The organism is Acinetobacter sp. ASP199 (genome assembly GCF_022700675.1).
Classification (GTDB): Bacteria; Pseudomonadota; Gammaproteobacteria; order Pseudomonadales; family Moraxellaceae; genus Acinetobacter.
Window position 1 is genome coordinate 1597862 of sequence record NZ_CP062182.1, and the last position, 17359, is coordinate 1615220.

At 40.7% G+C, this 17359-nt stretch carries 15 protein-coding genes and 1 pseudogene; 5 read left to right on the forward strand and 11 right to left on the reverse strand.

Annotated features, from left to right (window positions below; all coding sequences use genetic code 11):
* Positions 1-149 precede the first annotated feature (149 nt).
* The 4 genes from IHE35_RS07505 to IHE35_RS07520 form a co-directional block, all read right to left on the reverse strand.
* A complete protein-coding gene (locus IHE35_RS07505) occupies positions 150-1322 on the reverse strand; it encodes a PilT/PilU family type 4a pilus ATPase (protein WP_242786829.1) in 1173 nt (390 codons plus the stop codon).
* Between the two features lie 238 nt (positions 1323-1560).
* Positions 1561-2610 (reverse strand): 3-deoxy-7-phosphoheptulonate synthase, encoded by a 1050-nt coding sequence (locus IHE35_RS07510; RefSeq protein ID WP_242786830.1) that lies wholly within the window; start codon positions 2608-2610, stop codon positions 1561-1563.
* Between the two features lie 521 nt (positions 2611-3131).
* On the reverse strand, positions 3132-3662 hold the full coding sequence (locus IHE35_RS07515; RefSeq protein ID WP_242786831.1) for a hypothetical protein: 531 nt from the start codon (positions 3660-3662) through the stop codon (positions 3132-3134).
* A 205-nt stretch (positions 3663-3867) separates the two neighbouring features.
* On the reverse strand, positions 3868-4980 hold the full coding sequence (locus IHE35_RS07520) for an S-(hydroxymethyl)glutathione dehydrogenase/class III alcohol dehydrogenase (RefSeq protein WP_242786832.1): 1113 nt from the start codon (positions 4978-4980) through the stop codon (positions 3868-3870).
* A 123-nt stretch (positions 4981-5103) separates the two neighbouring features.
* Between IHE35_RS07520 and IHE35_RS07525 the strand changes: the two genes are divergently transcribed.
* The 3 genes and pseudogenes from IHE35_RS07525 (at position 5104) to IHE35_RS07535 (ending at position 7938) form a co-directional block, all read left to right on the forward strand.
* The gene (locus IHE35_RS07525) at positions 5104-6660 is read left to right on the forward strand and encodes a phospholipase D family protein (protein ID WP_242786833.1); all 1557 of its coding nucleotides are present in this window, start codon (positions 5104-5106) and stop codon (positions 6658-6660) included.
* Between the two features lie 186 nt (positions 6661-6846).
* Complete coding sequence (locus tag IHE35_RS07530) at positions 6847-7284, forward strand: hypothetical protein (protein ID WP_242786834.1); 438 nt, start codon at positions 6847-6849, stop codon at positions 7282-7284.
* A 158-nt stretch (positions 7285-7442) separates the two neighbouring features.
* Positions 7443-7938: pseudogene (locus tag IHE35_RS07535) on the forward strand (pyridoxamine 5'-phosphate oxidase family protein).
* A gap of 284 nt (positions 7939-8222) precedes the next feature.
* Here IHE35_RS07535 and IHE35_RS07540 read toward each other — a convergent pair.
* From IHE35_RS07540 to IHE35_RS07550, 3 genes are all read right to left on the reverse strand, one after another.
* On the reverse strand, positions 8223-8807 hold the full coding sequence (locus IHE35_RS07540) for a uracil-DNA glycosylase family protein (protein WP_242786835.1): 585 nt from the start codon (positions 8805-8807) through the stop codon (positions 8223-8225).
* 35 nt (positions 8808-8842) lie between these two features.
* Positions 8843-9553, reverse strand: coding sequence for an SGNH/GDSL hydrolase family protein (locus IHE35_RS07545; protein ID WP_242786836.1), 711 nt, complete (start codon positions 9551-9553; stop codon positions 8843-8845).
* Positions 9554-9862: 309 nt separating this feature from the next.
* A complete protein-coding gene (locus IHE35_RS07550) occupies positions 9863-10924 on the reverse strand; it encodes a fatty acid desaturase (RefSeq protein ID WP_242786837.1) in 1062 nt (353 codons plus the stop codon).
* A 473-nt stretch (positions 10925-11397) separates the two neighbouring features.
* Between IHE35_RS07550 and IHE35_RS07555 the strand changes: the two genes are divergently transcribed.
* Complete coding sequence (locus tag IHE35_RS07555; RefSeq protein ID WP_242786838.1) at positions 11398-12582, forward strand: DUF764 family protein; 1185 nt, start codon at positions 11398-11400, stop codon at positions 12580-12582.
* Positions 12583-12727: 145 nt separating this feature from the next.
* Positions 12728-14053: an ISNCY family transposase gene (locus IHE35_RS07560; RefSeq protein ID WP_081400761.1), complete on the forward strand. Its 1326-nt coding sequence runs from the start codon at positions 12728-12730 to the stop codon at positions 14051-14053.
* Positions 14054-14132: 79 nt separating this feature from the next.
* Here the strand turns inward: IHE35_RS07560 and IHE35_RS07565 are convergent, their stop codons facing one another.
* From IHE35_RS07565 to IHE35_RS07580, 4 genes are all read right to left on the reverse strand, one after another.
* Positions 14133-14438, reverse strand: a complete 306-nt coding sequence (locus tag IHE35_RS07565; RefSeq protein WP_242786839.1) for a hypothetical protein — start codon at positions 14436-14438, stop codon at positions 14133-14135.
* A 321-nt stretch (positions 14439-14759) separates the two neighbouring features.
* A complete protein-coding gene (locus IHE35_RS07570; protein WP_242786840.1) occupies positions 14760-15503 on the reverse strand; it encodes an SDR family oxidoreductase in 744 nt (247 codons plus the stop codon).
* A 36-nt stretch (positions 15504-15539) separates the two neighbouring features.
* Complete coding sequence (locus IHE35_RS07575; RefSeq protein WP_242786841.1) at positions 15540-16238, reverse strand: histidine phosphatase family protein; 699 nt, start codon at positions 16236-16238, stop codon at positions 15540-15542.
* Positions 16235-17356 (reverse strand): phosphotransferase family protein, encoded by a 1122-nt coding sequence (locus tag IHE35_RS07580; RefSeq protein ID WP_242786842.1) that lies wholly within the window; start codon positions 17354-17356, stop codon positions 16235-16237. Before IHE35_RS07580 ends, IHE35_RS07575 begins: the two co-directional genes overlap by 4 nt.
* Positions 17357-17359: the final 3 nt, after the last annotated feature.

Below are 17359 nucleotides of genomic sequence, written 5' to 3' on the forward strand. Positions count from 1 at the left end.
ACTCATCGAAATGAATCTACATAAATACTATTTTTTGAATAACGAAATTAAATACGTTAGTGGCTAAAGTTTTGTAATCTTTAAGCCACTACTGAACATTCATCATCCAACTTAATTGTATTTTATTGCAGCTTAGTTTCATCGAAGTATTATGTTAGTTTAGTTTCCTTAGACTGTTCCAGTATTGTCATCTTACTCCTTTCTTCCTGAAGAACTGGATTGATGCGACTACTCTTTAATTTGATCTGCAAACGCATTTCATTACTCGAATCTGCATTACGCAAAGCTTCATCATAAGAAATGATTCCCTTGTTATACAAATCAAATAATGCCTGGTCAAAGGTCTGCATGCCCAGCTCACGTGAACGTGCCATAATGGTTTTCAGCTCGTAAAAATCTCCTTTACGGATAAAGTCAGAAACCAGCGGCGTATTCAGTAGAATTTCAACAGCAGCACGACGACCTTGCCCATCCTCAGTGCGGATCAAACGTTGAGAAATCACCGCTTTCATATTGGCAGATAAATCCATTAACAGCTGATTACGGCGCTCTTCCGGGAAGAAGTTAATAATGCGATCCAACGCCTGGTCGGCATTATTAGAATGCAAGGTTGCCAAACACAGGTGCCCAGATTCAGCAAAGGCAATCGCATGCTCCATGCTCTCAGTATCCCGGATTTCACCAATCACGATCACATCCGGTGCCTGACGCATGGTATTAATCAGCGCGTTATGCCAGGAAACACAATCTACACCAATTTCACGTTGGGTAATCATCGACTTTTTATGCTGATAGACATATTCCACCGGATCTTCTATGGTAACGATATGTCCTTCCGAATGGGTATTACGGTGATCAATCATGGCTGCCAGCGTAGTCGATTTACCTACACCGGTCGCACCTACAATCAGGACCAGTCCGCGTTTTTCCATAATCACCTGCTGTAGTGAATTGGGTAGTCCCAATTGCTGAAAACTTGGAATATCAGTGGTAATGGTTCGGATGACCATACCAATGTTGTGCTGTTGGTGAAAAACATTGACCCGGAAACGTGATACACCGGGTACAGTTATACCGAAATTGCAATCCATAACTGACTTGAATTCCTTGATCTGTCGTTCATTCATCAAGGCATAGGCAAATAGACGGGTTTTATCCGCTGTCAGTTTTTGCTGACCAAACGGTTTCATCAAGCCCTGCTGTTTGATGCTTGGTGGAAAATCTGCGGTAATAAAAAGATCGGAGCCACCATATTCAACCACTTTGGTCAACATATGGTGCATAAATTTACGTGCTTCATCGAGCAATTCGGGTGTATACATATCAAGGTCCTTCGGATCATGTCTATCGCGCGCCTTAAAACGACTCAATGCAGATCCTGAAAAATTATTATTGTGAAATCACTTATTTTTTGATGTTTTTATAAAATAGTTCTAATGATTATTATTTTGTATTTTCAACTTCGTGAATGTGCTGAGTGATTTTTTTAAGCACTATTCCTCTCAGTTGCATTCAATGTTGCCTTTCCCCAAAGTTGTGAGGAAAGGCCTGACCACAGATTTAAGCACTACGCTTTAAACCTTCCAGTCGCAGTGAAGCTGTCATATTTAACAACAGTTGTTCGGTTTTTGTCCAGCCCAGACATCCGTCAGTGACGGACTGTCCATAAAGCATTGTATCTGAAATTTTTTGATTACCATCCACCAGATGGCTTTCCAGCATTACACCGCGAACATTGGTCTGTAAACGTTCTGCCACGATCTGCGCCAATACTTCCGGCTGTAACATCGGATTTTTGGAACTGTTGCCATGACTACAGTCAATCACCAGTGCCGGCAATTCAGCTGAATGTTTGGCTTTAATTTTCTCAATTTCAGATAACTGGTAGTTCGGACCACTATTTGATCCACGCAGAATCAGATGTGCTTTTGGATTGCCCTTAGAATTCAGAATACATGGCAATCCAGATTGGCTCATGCCCAAGAACTGATGCGGATGAGAAGCGGACTGAATCGCGTCTAAAGCAATCTGAATCGAACCATCTGTGCCATTTTTGAAGCCGATACTGTATGGCATATGACTGGAAATTTCACGATGAATCTGAGATTCACTGGTACGTGCCCCAATCGCACCCCAAGCCAGTAAATCATCGAAGTACGCCGTCGCCATTGGACTGAGGATTTCTGAAGCAATCGGTAAACCCATGCCAATAATTTTCAGGTAAAGATCGCGCGATTTTTCCAGACCCAACTGCATATTGGATGAACCATCGAGCTCAGGATCGTATAGGAAACCTTTCCAGCCGACTGTCGTACGTGGCTTTTCAATGTAAGCACGCATGACCAGAAAAATTTTATCGGAAATCTGTGCCTGTAATTGTTTTAATTTTTCTGCATACTCAAGCGCGGAAGCTTCATCATGGATGGAGCATGGTCCGGTAATCACCATCAGGCGGTGATCTTTACCCTCTAGAATATTTTGTATCGTTTGTCGCTGTGCGGCAATCTGTTCAGCCAATTGTGGAGACAATGGCAATTGTGCCTTCAATTGTGCCGGCAGGCTTAATAGAGTTTCAGTTTGCTGTTGTTGTGATGTAATAACGCTATTCATGACTTTCATCCTTTGGACTGATCAATACAGTCCGAACTTTTACTTGAGCTTTATGGGTCTATGTGTCTGTGTACTGAGGTTCATCAACTGGTTAAAGTAGAACCAATAAAAGTTGCTAAAGTATGAATAGTTAAAGTAAGTCATGGCTGTCTCCAAAATTTGTAAATATAACAAGCATAAAAAAACCTGATCAGGGTTGCCGATCAGGTATAAACTGGGTGGGCAACCTTTTACTTGCCCGAACGCGTTCAGGCAATCATCTAAACTGCCAGAAATAATAATAAGCGTTTGAGTTTACAGGTTGCTTGAGCATGTTATGTCATTCATAAAAATGTGAATATGAAATTTAAAATACGCGGTATATCGCTATTTGACAAGTAAAAATTGTAAAAAAAATATTTATTAGTGGGGATATTTTTGTTTATCAATCGATCTTTTTGTCATAGAAATACCCAAACTTGGCAAGATCTAAAACTACATTAGACCTTGCCAAGGTTTAACAATTTAATCCTAAATCAGGATTAGCGTGAAACACGGTTCCAGGCATCGCGGATTGCGTATTTAGCCTGTTCCCAGTTCAGACGCGATTCGCCTTTTACCTGTTCCCATTTGATTCTTAAATCGGATTCGGCATCCTCAAAACGGGTATTGGCATCATAATGAGTACGGTTTTCATAACCGACCTGATACGCCGTATGATAATCACGATCATAATTCAGATCGCTGTAGCTGGTACGTGCTTCGGTATAATAAGGCGTATTCAGTGAATTTTCACGCCAATAGGCTTCTTCTTCGGTTGGGTTTACCGCTTCACCTACACCGTGACCTGCCAGCCCTCCAACCACTGCACCAACTACGCCACCCACTGCAGTTCCGACCGGACCAGCGGTAGAACCAATTGCTGCACCTGCAGCTGCACCGCCTGCGGCACCAACACCTGTACCTACCGGATGTGCACCCGGTTCACCGGTAATTGGATCGGCATTTAAATCATCACGCACTTCTTTCGGAGAATTCTTGATTACATCACGAACAAAATTATCATTCGACATAGAGCTCATCCTTATTGTTGAAAATAGTTTTCTTAACGCATATCAATATGCTTCCATCACTATAAAGGTCTGCGCTGGAATGACTTTAGAAGGCTTGTGCGGATTCAGTTAAGCTGTGTGAGGGTTTAAGCGGCAAATGTATCTCATTTAAAATAAATAAACATAAAAAAGACCGGTATTTACCGGCCTTTTAAATTTGCTCAGCTTAGTCGAAGTGAATCACGGTACGGATCGACTTGCCTTCATGCATCAGATCAAAGGCTTCATTAATCTGCTCAAGCGGCATGGTATGCGTTACAAATGGTTCCAGCTGGATATCACCTTTCATGGCCTGTTCAACCATACCCGGCAATTGTGAACGGCCTTTTACGCCACCAAATGCAGTTCCCATCCATTTACGGCCAGTCACAAGCTGGAATGGACGAGTCGAGATTTCTTTACCTGCACCAGCCACACCAATAATCACGGATTGGCCCCAGCCACGGTGTGCGCATTCCAGTGCAGAGCGCATTACGTCGACATTACCGATACATTCAAATGAATGATCGACGCCCCAGCCTGTCATGTCCACAATGACTTGCTGGATTGGCTTGTCATAGTCTTTTGGATTTAAGAAGTCGGTTGCACCAAACTGTTTCGCCAGTTCAAACTTATCAGCATTGGTATCTACTGCAATGATACGACCTGCTTTGGCTTGACGAGCACCTTGTACTACTGCCAGGCCAATACCACCCAGACCGAATATTGCAACAGTATCGCCTTCCTGTACTTTTGCTGTGTTATGCACTGCACCAATACCTGTGGTCACACCACAACCTAATAGGCAAACGTGTTCATGGTTCGCTTCCGGATTGATTTTTGCCAAAGAAACTTCAGCAACCACGGTATATTCAGAGAATGTTGAACAGCCCATGTAATGGTAAATTGGCTCGCCGTTATAAGAGAAACGTGTTGTGCCATCCGGCATTACACCTTTACCCTGAGTTGCACGTACAGCCACACACAGGTTGGTTTTGCCCGATTTACAGAACAGACATTCGCCACATTCAGCAGTATATAAAGGAATCACGTGATCACCCGGTTTTAAGCTGGTGACACCTTCACCCACTTCAACCACCACACCTGCACCCTCATGGCCCAGAATTGCCGGGAATACCCCTTCAGGATCTTCACCAGATAAAGTGAAGGCATCAGTATGACACACGCCGGTATGGCTAATTTTTACCAGAACTTCACCAGCTTTTGGTGGTGCGACATCAACTTCAACGATCTGTAATGGCTCGCCTGGACCAAATGCTACCGCTGCACGTGATTTCATTTAAAACTATCCTTTTTTTACTGATTTAACAGATGACTAACAGTAACCCCTTTCTATTCTGAGATTCAACCATTAACATCCCTAATATAGGAAGAATAAAACCAAATAATTGATGGAAACTCAATGACTCACCGAACTTGCACACTCTGTATCAGTTTTATTACCATCTCCTGTTTTTTGACAGGCTGTGAGTTAGATCCAAACACATCGACTAAAGCAAAAATCACACCGGTACAATCCCAGCACTGGATTCAAAAAGCTGAAGCCCGGGAAAATATTCAGCAAGGTTTAACCGCTTACTTGCCGCTCTATGATGGTTTTATGAGTATTGCAGCACGTCTGCACCTGATTAACCATGCCAAGCATCATCTCGATCTGCAATATTACATCTGGAACGATGATTTCATTGGTAACCTGGTATTATCTCAGTTGTTGAATGCTGCCGATCGCGGGGTCAAAATCCGGCTGTTAATTGATGACCAAAATGGGACTCAGCTGGATGATAAACTGCTTGCGCTGAGTCAGCATCCTAATATCGAGACCAAATTATTTAATCCTTATAAATTTCGTCACTTTCGTGCCCTGGATTATGGGCTGCGCTTAAAAAAAGTGAATCACCGTATGCACAATAAGCTGATCATTGCCGATGGCAGTGTGGCTGTCACCGGCGGTCGCAATATCAGCAGTGAATATTTTGAAGCCAGCAATGATTTTCAGTTTACCGATGTTGATATTTTGTTTGCCGGCAATGCGGTCACAGATGCCAATCAGTCTTTTATTGACTTCTGGAATGATACGTTGAGCTATGATATTCAGCAGATCTTAAAGGAAAAGTCTAAACCGTATGATTTGGTAGAATTACGAAAATTATTTGCTCGAACCCGTTTGGATGCCAAGGAAACTCAGCGTCGCGTCAATATTGCAGAGCAGCAAATTGCCAAACAATTACAGTCACAACCTGTGCAATGGGCCAGAGCGCATTTTGTGGCAGATTCACCGAAAAAGGCACGTCATACCATAAATGATGATGACTTCATCTATACTCAAATGTTAGACCTGATGGGTGAACCAAAAAATCAGCTGGGCCTGGTGTCTTCCTATTTTGTTCCAACCCAATGGGGAACGGATTATCTGAGCAAGCGCGCTAGAAATGGTTTAAAAATTCGGGTCGTCACCAACTCATTTGTGGCTAATGATGTGCCTGTGGTTCATGCCTACTATCAGCAATACCGTACTCAATTACTTAAAAATGGCATCGATATCTGGGAATTTAAACCTTATATTGAGCGTCGGGAACGCACTTGGTATGAAAAAATGACCGGCAATGTGATTCCGGCTAAAAACAAAAACAGCTCCAGCCTGCATGCCAAGTTTTTCTATACTGACGGCAAAGTCTTTATCGGCTCTTTTAACTTTGACCCCCGTTCAGCGCGCTTAAATACTGAAGTCGGACTGGTCATTGAATCTGAAAAACTTCAAGATGAAATTGCGGCATCGCTCGATAAATATCTGCCACGTATTGCTTATCAACTTAAGTTGAATGACAAGGGCGAAATTATCTGGCTTGATCAACAGAAGGATGGCAAAATTTTTGAATATAACTATGATCCTGAAACGACTAGATTCCAGCGTTTTGTGATGCATCTCGTCACCACCTTTCCAGCTGAATGGGCAATGTAATGACAAACAGATGGCAAAAGTGAATTTTCCACTGATTTACGAGTTTGGAGAATCATTGATTAATTGAGAATTGTATAGCTTTTAGACGTTTATTCGATCAATGCGGTTATGATCTGTACCATAGCAAAAGATTGCCTTAAAATTACACTTTTCCAGTTTTATGCGAAGTTTTTTCGCCACACTCCCATGCAATTTTTTGATTTAAGCCGCCAGTTTAAGTTAAGTGACATTCTCACGCCGACCAAAACCCTACAAGAATTATCCGCTCAGGAATGGTTTCTCGCCAAAATCCGTGTAGAGCATGACTGTATCTCGGATGCAGAAGTGATTGAAGGTCAGGCTATCCTCCAGTCTAATGAAAATATCCAGATTGAACTGGAATGGCTGATTCAGGATTCCGGTTACGATCTGCAAGTGCTCTTCAAAGGTATAGAAACTGAAGTTAATGAAGAAACTTTAGTCGTCGTCAAAGGTGCACAACTGGTGGATGAGCAGCAACAATTACTCTCTTCGCAAGCTTTGAGTCTATGGATCGATGGCACGCTGTTGCCTTTATTAACGAATATTCGCCGTGAAATAAAATCTCGTTTAAATCTTTGGGATTATGTGGAATATGATGGTTAGTATTTGAAGCCGTTACTCATAACCTTTAAGGGGCGATTTAATCGCCTTTTTTTTAAAAAAATTTTTATATTGAGATGAACGGCAAGTCTTAGTGTTTCAGCAATTTTATATCTGCCCTATGCTATGTTAATGAAAACAATAACAATGAAGATGACATTATGATGATAAATATTCAGCCTCAAGATTGGCTTAAGATCCGGAATGTTGTTGCTGATGCTCAGCGTGCTGCCATGCACTGCTCGATTTCTACAATCACCCCCAATGGATTTCCTACTAGCAGTCCAATTGGTACTTTATTTTTAGATGAACATCAGCTAAGCGGTTTTTTCTTTGACCGCTACTGTACCAGCTTGGAACAGAATTTACCGTATAGCTCGAAAGCATGTATTCAAGCGGTAAATAGTAGCCGGTCATTTTGGCTAAAATCTTTAGTGAAAGGTCAATTTAGCAATTATCCAGGTGTACGTATATGCAGAAATTAGCGAATTACGACCTGCAACTGAAGCTGAGCTGGATTTGGTCAATCGCAGAATAAAACCATTAAAATGGACCAAAGGCAGCCACCTGATCTGGTCTGACTTTAGCCATGTTCGGGATTTTCAGGTGCGGGGTTTTAAATGGGTGGAATACCCGCAGATGATGCCAAATACCTAAAATTAAAACTTACTATAAGTTACTAATTCACTATAAGTATGCATCTATTTTATTGTCTTAATCTAAGAATAAAATATATGTTCAATCGTGATAAATTTAACTTAAAGAGAATATGTATTAGAGTTCTTTCATAAATCATTTTGGAATTACTGAAAAGGAAATTCCCTCATCCTAACCTTCTCCCAAAGGGAGAAGGAACTTTCAATATCTATTTAAATATGAATATAACGATTACTTTTTGATTTATGAAAGAGATCTATTGTATTCACATTTATCGCTAAAATCTAAATCAGTCCAACATCTCTAAACAGCTCCCGATAGGCTTCTGCCTTTTTTTCCAAAGCCAATGGATAGGCGCGTGATGATGATGGCATTCGATAGAGTTTTAACTCACGCCCAGCAAAGTGAGCTTCACTCGGCTGCCCGATCGCTGGTTTTTCAGTGCCTTCAGGCATGGATAACATCAGGGTTTCGGTTGCTTTGTCGCCTGTGGTCATAATGCTATGACATAAAGGCATCTGGGAAAGCAGTTTGTTGAGATCAGTAGGCGTAACAATTTCCAGAAATTTATCTGAAGCATTCCCCTTCAAACGACGAATCTGATAGGCGGTATCAAAAATGGCAATGCCTTTTTCCAGCAAAAATTCCCGAATCAGCATTTCCTGAAAATTCTTATTGGCAAGATCCAGAAAATAATCTCTATTATGGAAGAAAATTAAACCGAAAATCCGCCACATATCATTTTGATAATTTGGATAATAGAAACGCATTTTCCAACGCGTTTCTGGTGGCGGGAAACTGCCCATCATCAAAAGTTTGGCATTTTCAGGTAGAAAAGGTTCTAGAGGATGGGTTTCAATATCCGACATAAAATTCTACTAAACTGGCGTATTGGAATCTCATTCTAGAATTTCTGGCGGATCTTTGCAGCGACTTCCTGTCCCCAAAGCGTATAAACTTCTTTACTCGGGTGAAACCCGTCTTTGGCCATTTCCAGATTGAGTGCCTGATATTGTTTGATATCGTATTCAATCCATTGCATATTGGCGTTCTTGCTGACAAATTTTTCCAGCTCACAGTTCATAGCCTTGGCATAACGACCAAATAACCAGGCCAATGGATTGGGTAAAGCTGGGAACATGTTCATAGGTGGCACACCGGCCGCAATAATTAGCTCAGGACTAAAGCGACTTTCAATCGCCTGATAAAGTTTCTGTTGCTTTTTAATCCAGACATCTGCTGGCATCAGTTTGGTAACATCATTTACACCAACTGAGGTCACCACAACATCATAATGTTCAGCCGGAATTTCTTCCAATACGTGAATGACGTTGGAGGTTGTATCTCCTATTTTCGCCTGAAGTTTCCAGCGAATCTGATAATTTTGCTGGAGTTGATTTAAGATCGCACCTGTTAATGCGTCTTCCTGATGCTCTACGCCGACACCGGCTGCTGCCGAATCGCCAACAATCAGGATCGACAAAGGCTTCCCCTGTCCCATAACACCTTCGCGTTCACCAGCAGGTTCGGGCAGTCGAAGCGTTCTTTTCTTGATGCGATTCCCTTGAATCACCAAAGCAGGTATTAGGGCAATCGTGGCAGCTTTGAGCAACATAATGGACTAATTTATATAAGGATATGATGAATTTTACCGCAATTTATAATTTTCGAGTAACAACTTAATAGTCACTTTTCGTGAATATCCCCATATTTATATTTCTACCCACTGCTCTACATTGTCCCGTAATCATGACCCCAATATTTTGAAAATATTAGCTATCTAGGTAGAAGATCTTGAGCATCAAGAACTTCACTTAAAATATCTAAGAGATATCGGTAAAAATTCCTCTCTATATTTCTTCATTAAAAATCAAAATATATGAATAAAAAATCCCGTACTCAACGGGATTTTACTTCATTATTTTTATTTCGCTTTAATTTCATTCCAGCGATTTAAACGACGGAACGTTCCAATATCATTAAATCGTACGCCTACTTCTTTCATGACTTTATGTGCGGTCTTGGCAGTCATATGACGGATATAAAATGGCTCTTTTACTACAAAGTGATGGATCGCATGTGTGGCACCAAAATTAAAGCAGAATAGCTGGAATGGCATCATCCACCATGGATTCAAGACTTGAGTTTGTTTGATGACATCACGCGGGTCAATATCGCCATAGTAATGCATATTTGAACTGACAAACTGTAAGCAGAATGAACGTAAATAATTTGGTAATACCCAGATCACCGCCATTAAATTGACCCATGGCATGGCATCGATAATGCCTTGTGACCACAACATTTCATAACCAAATATCGGTACGATCGCATTTGAAATATGAAACACTGCAAATAGATAGCACAGGCCGTAGTAAATGATACTTAAAGGCAAAAAGCCAAGCAGCTGTGAAATCTGTGCAATTTTACGTTCATTCTCTGGCTGTTTTTCCAAAAAGGCATGAATCATTTTGTACATACGAAATGGACGCAGGTACACAGACATCAACTGGTCACTGATCACTAAAATACGGCGAATCCCCCACGGCATGCCATTACTGATGCCACGTTCTTCCAGGTCACTTTCGGTACCTGAATATTTATGGTGATGTAAATGCAGGCGACGACGTGCCCATGGACTGATCGTATTCGGACGTGCCAACCAGACTAAAGCCAACATCAAATGATGTGCCCATGGCATTTTCTTGAAATACATGTAATGGATTAAATCATGTTCCAATTCATGTGTTAAGGATGCAAATATCGCAATCAGTGGAATGGTCATCCATGCTGTCAGATATCCATAATAAAAGGCCAATGCCGATACAATCATACCTGACCAGGCAAAAGCCAGAATACTCGCACCAATGAAATTTTGATGTTTCAGGATGGGATATCGTGCTCGCAGGTCTTCGCCAGCCTGCATGACAACAGTTCTGACCTTGGCAATCCGCTGCTGACTGGTCATATCCGAGGATGAAGACATATGTACAACCTTTAATTTATGGACATCTGTACATTAAAGGAAAATATAGAAAATAAAAGTTGATATTTCCTGTTTTGAAAGCAGTATGTTTAGAAAAACAGCAGTTGTTACAAAATAAATTTTAGTTTAATAAAATTGAATGTTATTTAATCTATTTATTTTATAAAAGTTGAGCAAATACACTAATTTATAAAGAAGTTATCCATTTTTTAAACTATGATTTCATAAATTTTGAGATCTTACTAAAAGAATGGAAGCTTTAAAATTTCTTATTATCATAGTGGAACATTGCTCAAATATTAAGCATGGAACATGAAAAATCAACAAAAAAGCCCAACTCAGCTGAGTTGGGCTTTTTGCTATACGATAAAACTATGATTTATATGAAATAAAAGAAAGCATTTCGTATAAGGTGTATTATGTTAATTTTAAAAAACTAAAAGTTGATAATGATCCATAAGGGGATTAAAAATATGTCATCCAAATATGATTTAGATAAATTATTAGATCCTTATGGAATAAACAAATTTCAAAAAACTATAACTAGAATTACAGACCCTTTTAAAGAATATCTTGCCCTGAATCCTTCTATGGCCAGTATCGCAGACGTATACGAAAATCCTGCACTTGAGGCTATGAAAAAGGTTTCAATGCCTTTTAAAGAATATCTTGCCCTGAATCCCTCTATGGCCAGTATCGCAGGCGTATACGAGAATCCTGCTCTTGAGGCTATGAAAAAGGTTTCAATGCCTTTTAAAGAATATCTTGCCCTGAATCCCTCTATGGCCAGTATCGCAGGCGTATACGAGAATCCTGCTCTTGAGGCTATGAAAAAGGTTTCAATGCCTTTTAAAGAATATCTTGCCCTGAACCCCTCTATGGCCAGTATCGCAGGCGTATACGAGAATCCTGCTCTTGAGGCTATTAGAAGTGCTGCATCAGATATAGCAATTAATAAATCATTAGGCTTACAGGCCGACGTACAAAGACTTATAGCTGCTAAGACATTGATTCCGGGTTTAAATACTAAAATTTTTAACTTGAATCAAAAGCTTTATGCTATTGCTGGACTAACTGAACAAAGTCCTAACCAGAATAATTTTGATTCTATTCAAAACTATTTGGAAACTTTCGAGGAGTTTAATGAAAAATATCATCAAGACATAAATATCGATAGAACAGCAATCCAAACACTAGATTTAGTTCTTCAGCAACAAGAGACATTAGAACTAACATCTGACCTAAGAGATATAGGTATTTTTGATACATCAAGTGGATCTATTTTATTAGAATATTTAGAAACATTACCAAATAATAAAGCATCACTTCTTTCAAGGCTCATAGTTTGTTTACTTGTATGGTTTGCAGAGACCGTTACCGAACCGATTATTAATGAATATGAGCCTATTAAAAATAATCAAAAAAGCTTAGTAAACTTTTTAAATGATGTGGAAGGCCTAGCACGTGTAATAAAAGATTGTGACTTAAAGGATCAACCAAACGGTTTAAAAGAAATGAGACTAGAAAAAGAATCTATAGTAACCCTCTATAAAACGAATAAAGATATCCCAGATGGATGGTCCAAAATTAAGTTCAATAAAGATGGGCATGATATTACAGGATACATTAAGACATCTGAGCTTCATCTACTCGATTAATCTCCATTTAACATAATGGCGATTATACGAAGTACACTTGTAACTCCAAAATAGAAATGTCCGGTTTCTCCAAAGTAAAAATGTCCGCTTTTAGAATATGCGCTTTTGCGATTATCGAAGCGGACGGTTTGATATGTTGGTGTCTATGTCGGATAAAGAACTTAAACGATTGTCGGTCTTGCAGGAAATCTGCGATCAACGCATAACTCAATCCCAGGCTGCTCAGCTACTTCATATCTCAGAACGTCAGATCAGACGCTTACTGCAGAAATACAAAGCTCAAGGTCCAGCTGCATTAGCGCATGCCGGTCGTGGCCAAACCAGCAATTCCAAACTTCCTGAAGAACTCAGACTCAAGTGCCTCAATATTGTTTCTGACCAACTCCATGGTTTCGGACCCACTTTAGCGCATGAAAAGCTCACCACCGTACATGGATTCGATCTTTCAGTAGAAACCCTGCGTTCTTGGATGATTGCAGCCGACTTGTGGATTCCTCGCGCCAAGCGCCTGAAACGCCCATATCAGCCTCGATATAACCGGGATTGCTATGGTGAACTGATCCAGATTGATGGCTCTCACCATGACTGGTTCGAAGGGCGTGCTGCTAAATGCTGTCTGCTGGTGTTTATTGATGATGCCACAGGCAAATTACAGCATTTACGCTTCTGTGAGTCAGAATCAACCTTTGACTATATGATTTCGACACGTTTGTATGTTGAACAGCACGGTAAGCCCTTAGCGTTTTACAGCGACAAACATTCAGTCTTTAGGGTAAATCAAAGCAGCAAGAAAGACACCAAGATTACCCAATTTGGGCGAGTACTCAGTACGCTCAATATCGATATCATCTTCGCCAATTCACCACAGGCCAAAGGACGTGTAGAACGAGCCAATAGAACGCTTCAGGATCGTCTGATTAAGGAGATGCGCTTAGAAGCTATCAGTTCGATTGCAGATGCCAATGCCTGGCTGCCCTGCTTTATTGAGCAATTTAATCGTAAATTTGCCAAGATGGCCTTTAATCCTAAGGATCTCCACCGGACTGTCACTGAAACAGCTGAAGAATTAGATGATATTTTTACTTGGCGTGAACCCCGCAGAGTCACCAATAGCCTGACCATTACTTATGATAAATGTGTATATATTCTGGATAATATCCAAGAAAATCAGAAGCTGATCGGTAAATATCTTGAGTTTCTAGAATATCCGGATGGTACTGTAGCGATCATGCATGAAGGACGGAAGATCAATTACAGCATCTTCGATAAATTAAGTCAGCTTAACCAGCGAGAGATTGTTGAGAATAAACGTTTAAGTTCTGTATTGCTGCATATTCAACAACAGCATGAAGAACTGGAACAGCAAAACAAACGTAATCGTTCTCAAAAGATGCCAAGCAGACGTGCACAGAAAACAGCAATTCAACAACGAAATCTGAATCCTGTGCTTGACTTGGAAATGTCCATATAGGACATTTCTATTTGGTTATTAGGTAGGACATTTCTACTTGGGAATAACATAACATAACTGGTAAGCCCCAAATATATTTTTAACGATAATTGCTTTTAAAGACCAGATCACATTTACCTGGTACGTTTTTTCCCTTTATATTCACCACAACAGCTGTTCCACGTGCTTTCCCCTTACATGCATTTCGCACAGCGGGATCACGCATTGCCGTATAGTCCAATGCATAAGCCTGAGCTGGTTTAAAGCCGACCTGACACGAGCCTTGAACGATTCGATCATCAATTTTTGTCGTTAGCTTTACATGAGGTCCTTTTCCCTCACACAGTCGAGTTGGGTCTGGACTGTTTTCTTCATCAGATGCTGCTTGCGTAATAGGAATTACCATCAACAGCAGAACAATAATAAAAGCTATATTTCTCATTTGGTTATTAGCCTATACACCTATATTCGCACCTTCGGCTATGCTAAACCATAATATAGGGTGATTTTCATAAAAAGATCTAAAAAACATATTATTTTATATCGTCAGGATGGGTCAATCTGTATATAAATTTTGCCCGGTTTCGGTATGGCAGATGTTTGAATCGAATCAAAAAACACATCTGTGTTACCAATATCTTTAATCAATTTAAAAGAATATTCAATAAATACCCAATCCAAAATTAAAAAAGCTCCTTACGGAGCCTTTTTATAGTCAGAATGAGTATTAACCTAATTTATTGACCAGTTTTAATGGCAATATTTTCATAGCCAGGCCCAATGGTAACCAAGGCCATTTGGGTACATAAGCTTTAACCGGTGCTTTTTCAATTTCAGCAGCCAATAACCGTGACCCGGTTTTTTCATCCACTTCAAATGGCAGTTTTTTCGCACCTTCATTGAGTTCGGTACGGATATAACCCGGGAAAATTGTGGTGACTTTAATGGGTGTATCAATCAGTTCTGCACGGATCCCTTCTGCCAGATGCGCCACTCCTGCCTTACTTGCACCGTAGGCTGTCAGATGTTTTGGCATACCACGCATTGCGCTCATGGATGAAATCATCACCAGATGACCTGAATTTTGCACACGGAAAATTTCGACTGCAGCTTCACATTGAGCTAATGCAGAAATAAAATTGGTTTCTACCGTAGCTTTGTTAATGGCAAAGTTACCCTTACCAATACGACGACCTTCACCAACGCCTGCATTTACAATAATCCGATCAATAGTGCCGAACTCTTCCTTAAATGCACGAAATACTTCAAAGACTTGATCATAGTTGGTCACATCCAAGGTTTTGGCAATCACTTTGATCCCGTATTGTTTTTCCAATTCCTGCTTTAAAGCTTCCAGACGTTCCAGACGACGTGCACAGATCGCCAGGTTATAGCCTTTTTGGGCAAATTCACGTGCCATACCTGCACCAATTCCAGAACTTGCTCCGGTAATTAGAATTGTTTTCGTCATTTTTTATTCCTTTAAAATAATTCTGCTTTGGATCTTTTAGATCCAGGTGAGTAATTCTGGTTGATTTGCCTTGATAAAATGATGTTCGTTCAGACTGAGTAACTGTGGTTCATTACCAACCAAACGTAAAGTCGTCATGCTGGTATTGGCAATCGCCAAGTTCAAGGCAAAAGTTTTGTTGGGGCTTAAACCTAAAATTTTCCCTGCTGCGACAGAAATTACACCACCTGAAGTAAACACTACGGCATAGCGCGGTTTGCTTTTAGCCAGTTCATCACATAAATTTTGCAATGCAGATTCAACCCGGTTTTTAAATTCTGGCCAGGATTCTTCATATTCATGATGATAATCACCACCAGTCCAGCGTTCAATCGCCCCTTCAAAGATTTTGCTTAAATACGCTCGAGGATTGGCATGCTGTGCTACATCTTCCTTTAATAATTCCGGCTGATTAAATCGCGGCTCATATTTGGCAAAGACCTGAGTATGGTTAAACTCGTTCCAGGCAGGATTGCTAATCAATTCACTTTCAGGAAAGCATTCATCCAGACATAGTTGCGCCGTTTGCTGATGACGTTGCATTGATCCAGCCACCACAACAGGTGCTTCTTTAAGGATAGAGTCGAAATAACGTCCGAGTAACTTGGCTTGTAGTTCACCATTGGGAGAAAGCTGATCATAGCTTTCTGCTCCAAAAGATGCCTGGCCATGTCGAATCAGGTAAATGGTGGTCATTTTGGCATTAACTCTTTAAATTTGTTCATATACTTTTGAGCAAGATCATTGGCTTCAATTTTTTGTTTGCCAATCAGCTTTAAGGCACGAATATGCAGTGCATGAATCACCACCCAGAAATCTTTAAATGCCGGGTTATTGGTTTGCTTATGGTAGTAACGATAATAAATCTGCTGGGCAATTACTGCTAAACGGAAAATTCCAAATACTTCATAGAAGGTCCAATTCTCTGGCTGTAATCCAGTTTTTTCCAGATAGTAATCCACGACCTCCTTACGGGTAAACATCCCTTTTAGATTGGTCGGCTGACGACGGGTAGCCTTGAAAATTGCATTGTCAGTTTCTTCCACCCAATACGCCAAAGCTGAGCCGAGATCCATTAATGGATCACCGAGGGTTGCCATTTCCCAGTCCAGCACCCCAATGACTTGAGTTGGATTATCCGGATCCAGGATGACATTATCAAAACGCCAGTCATTATGAATCACACAGGTTTTGGAATCGGCCGGAATATTATCTTTTAGCCAGTTACGCACATATTTAAATGAAGGCACATTAATTGTTTTAGCTTTGTCATAACGGCTATCCCAACCTTCTACCTGACGTCGGCAATAGCCCTCACCTTTGCCTAACTTTTCCAGCTCAGTACCTTGATAAGGGACCTGATGTAACTCGATCAGTTTATCGATGACATTGATACACAGTTCACGCACCTGAGCTTCGCTGAAGTTCAGCTCTTTAGGCAGGTTTGCGCGTGGAATAATGCCTTCAATGCGTTTCATCACATAGAAATCACAGCCAATCACTGATTCATCCTGGCATAGCAGCAGCATTTCCGGAACGACCGGATAATGATCAGCCAGTGCGCGTTGTACATGATATTCACGTGCCATGTCATGTGCAGATTTGGCTTTAGTACCTGTTGGTGGACGACGCAGAATTAAGTCGGTATTGCTGTATTTCAGACGATAAGTCCAGTTCGAAGCACCACCAGAATATTGGGTGACTTCAACAGGACCTTCAATATTTTCACCGTTCTCAATCAGCCAGTTTCCTACAGCGTGGACATCCAGTTCTTCACCCTCACGAACTTTTCCACCGACATCAATGACTGCCATAAT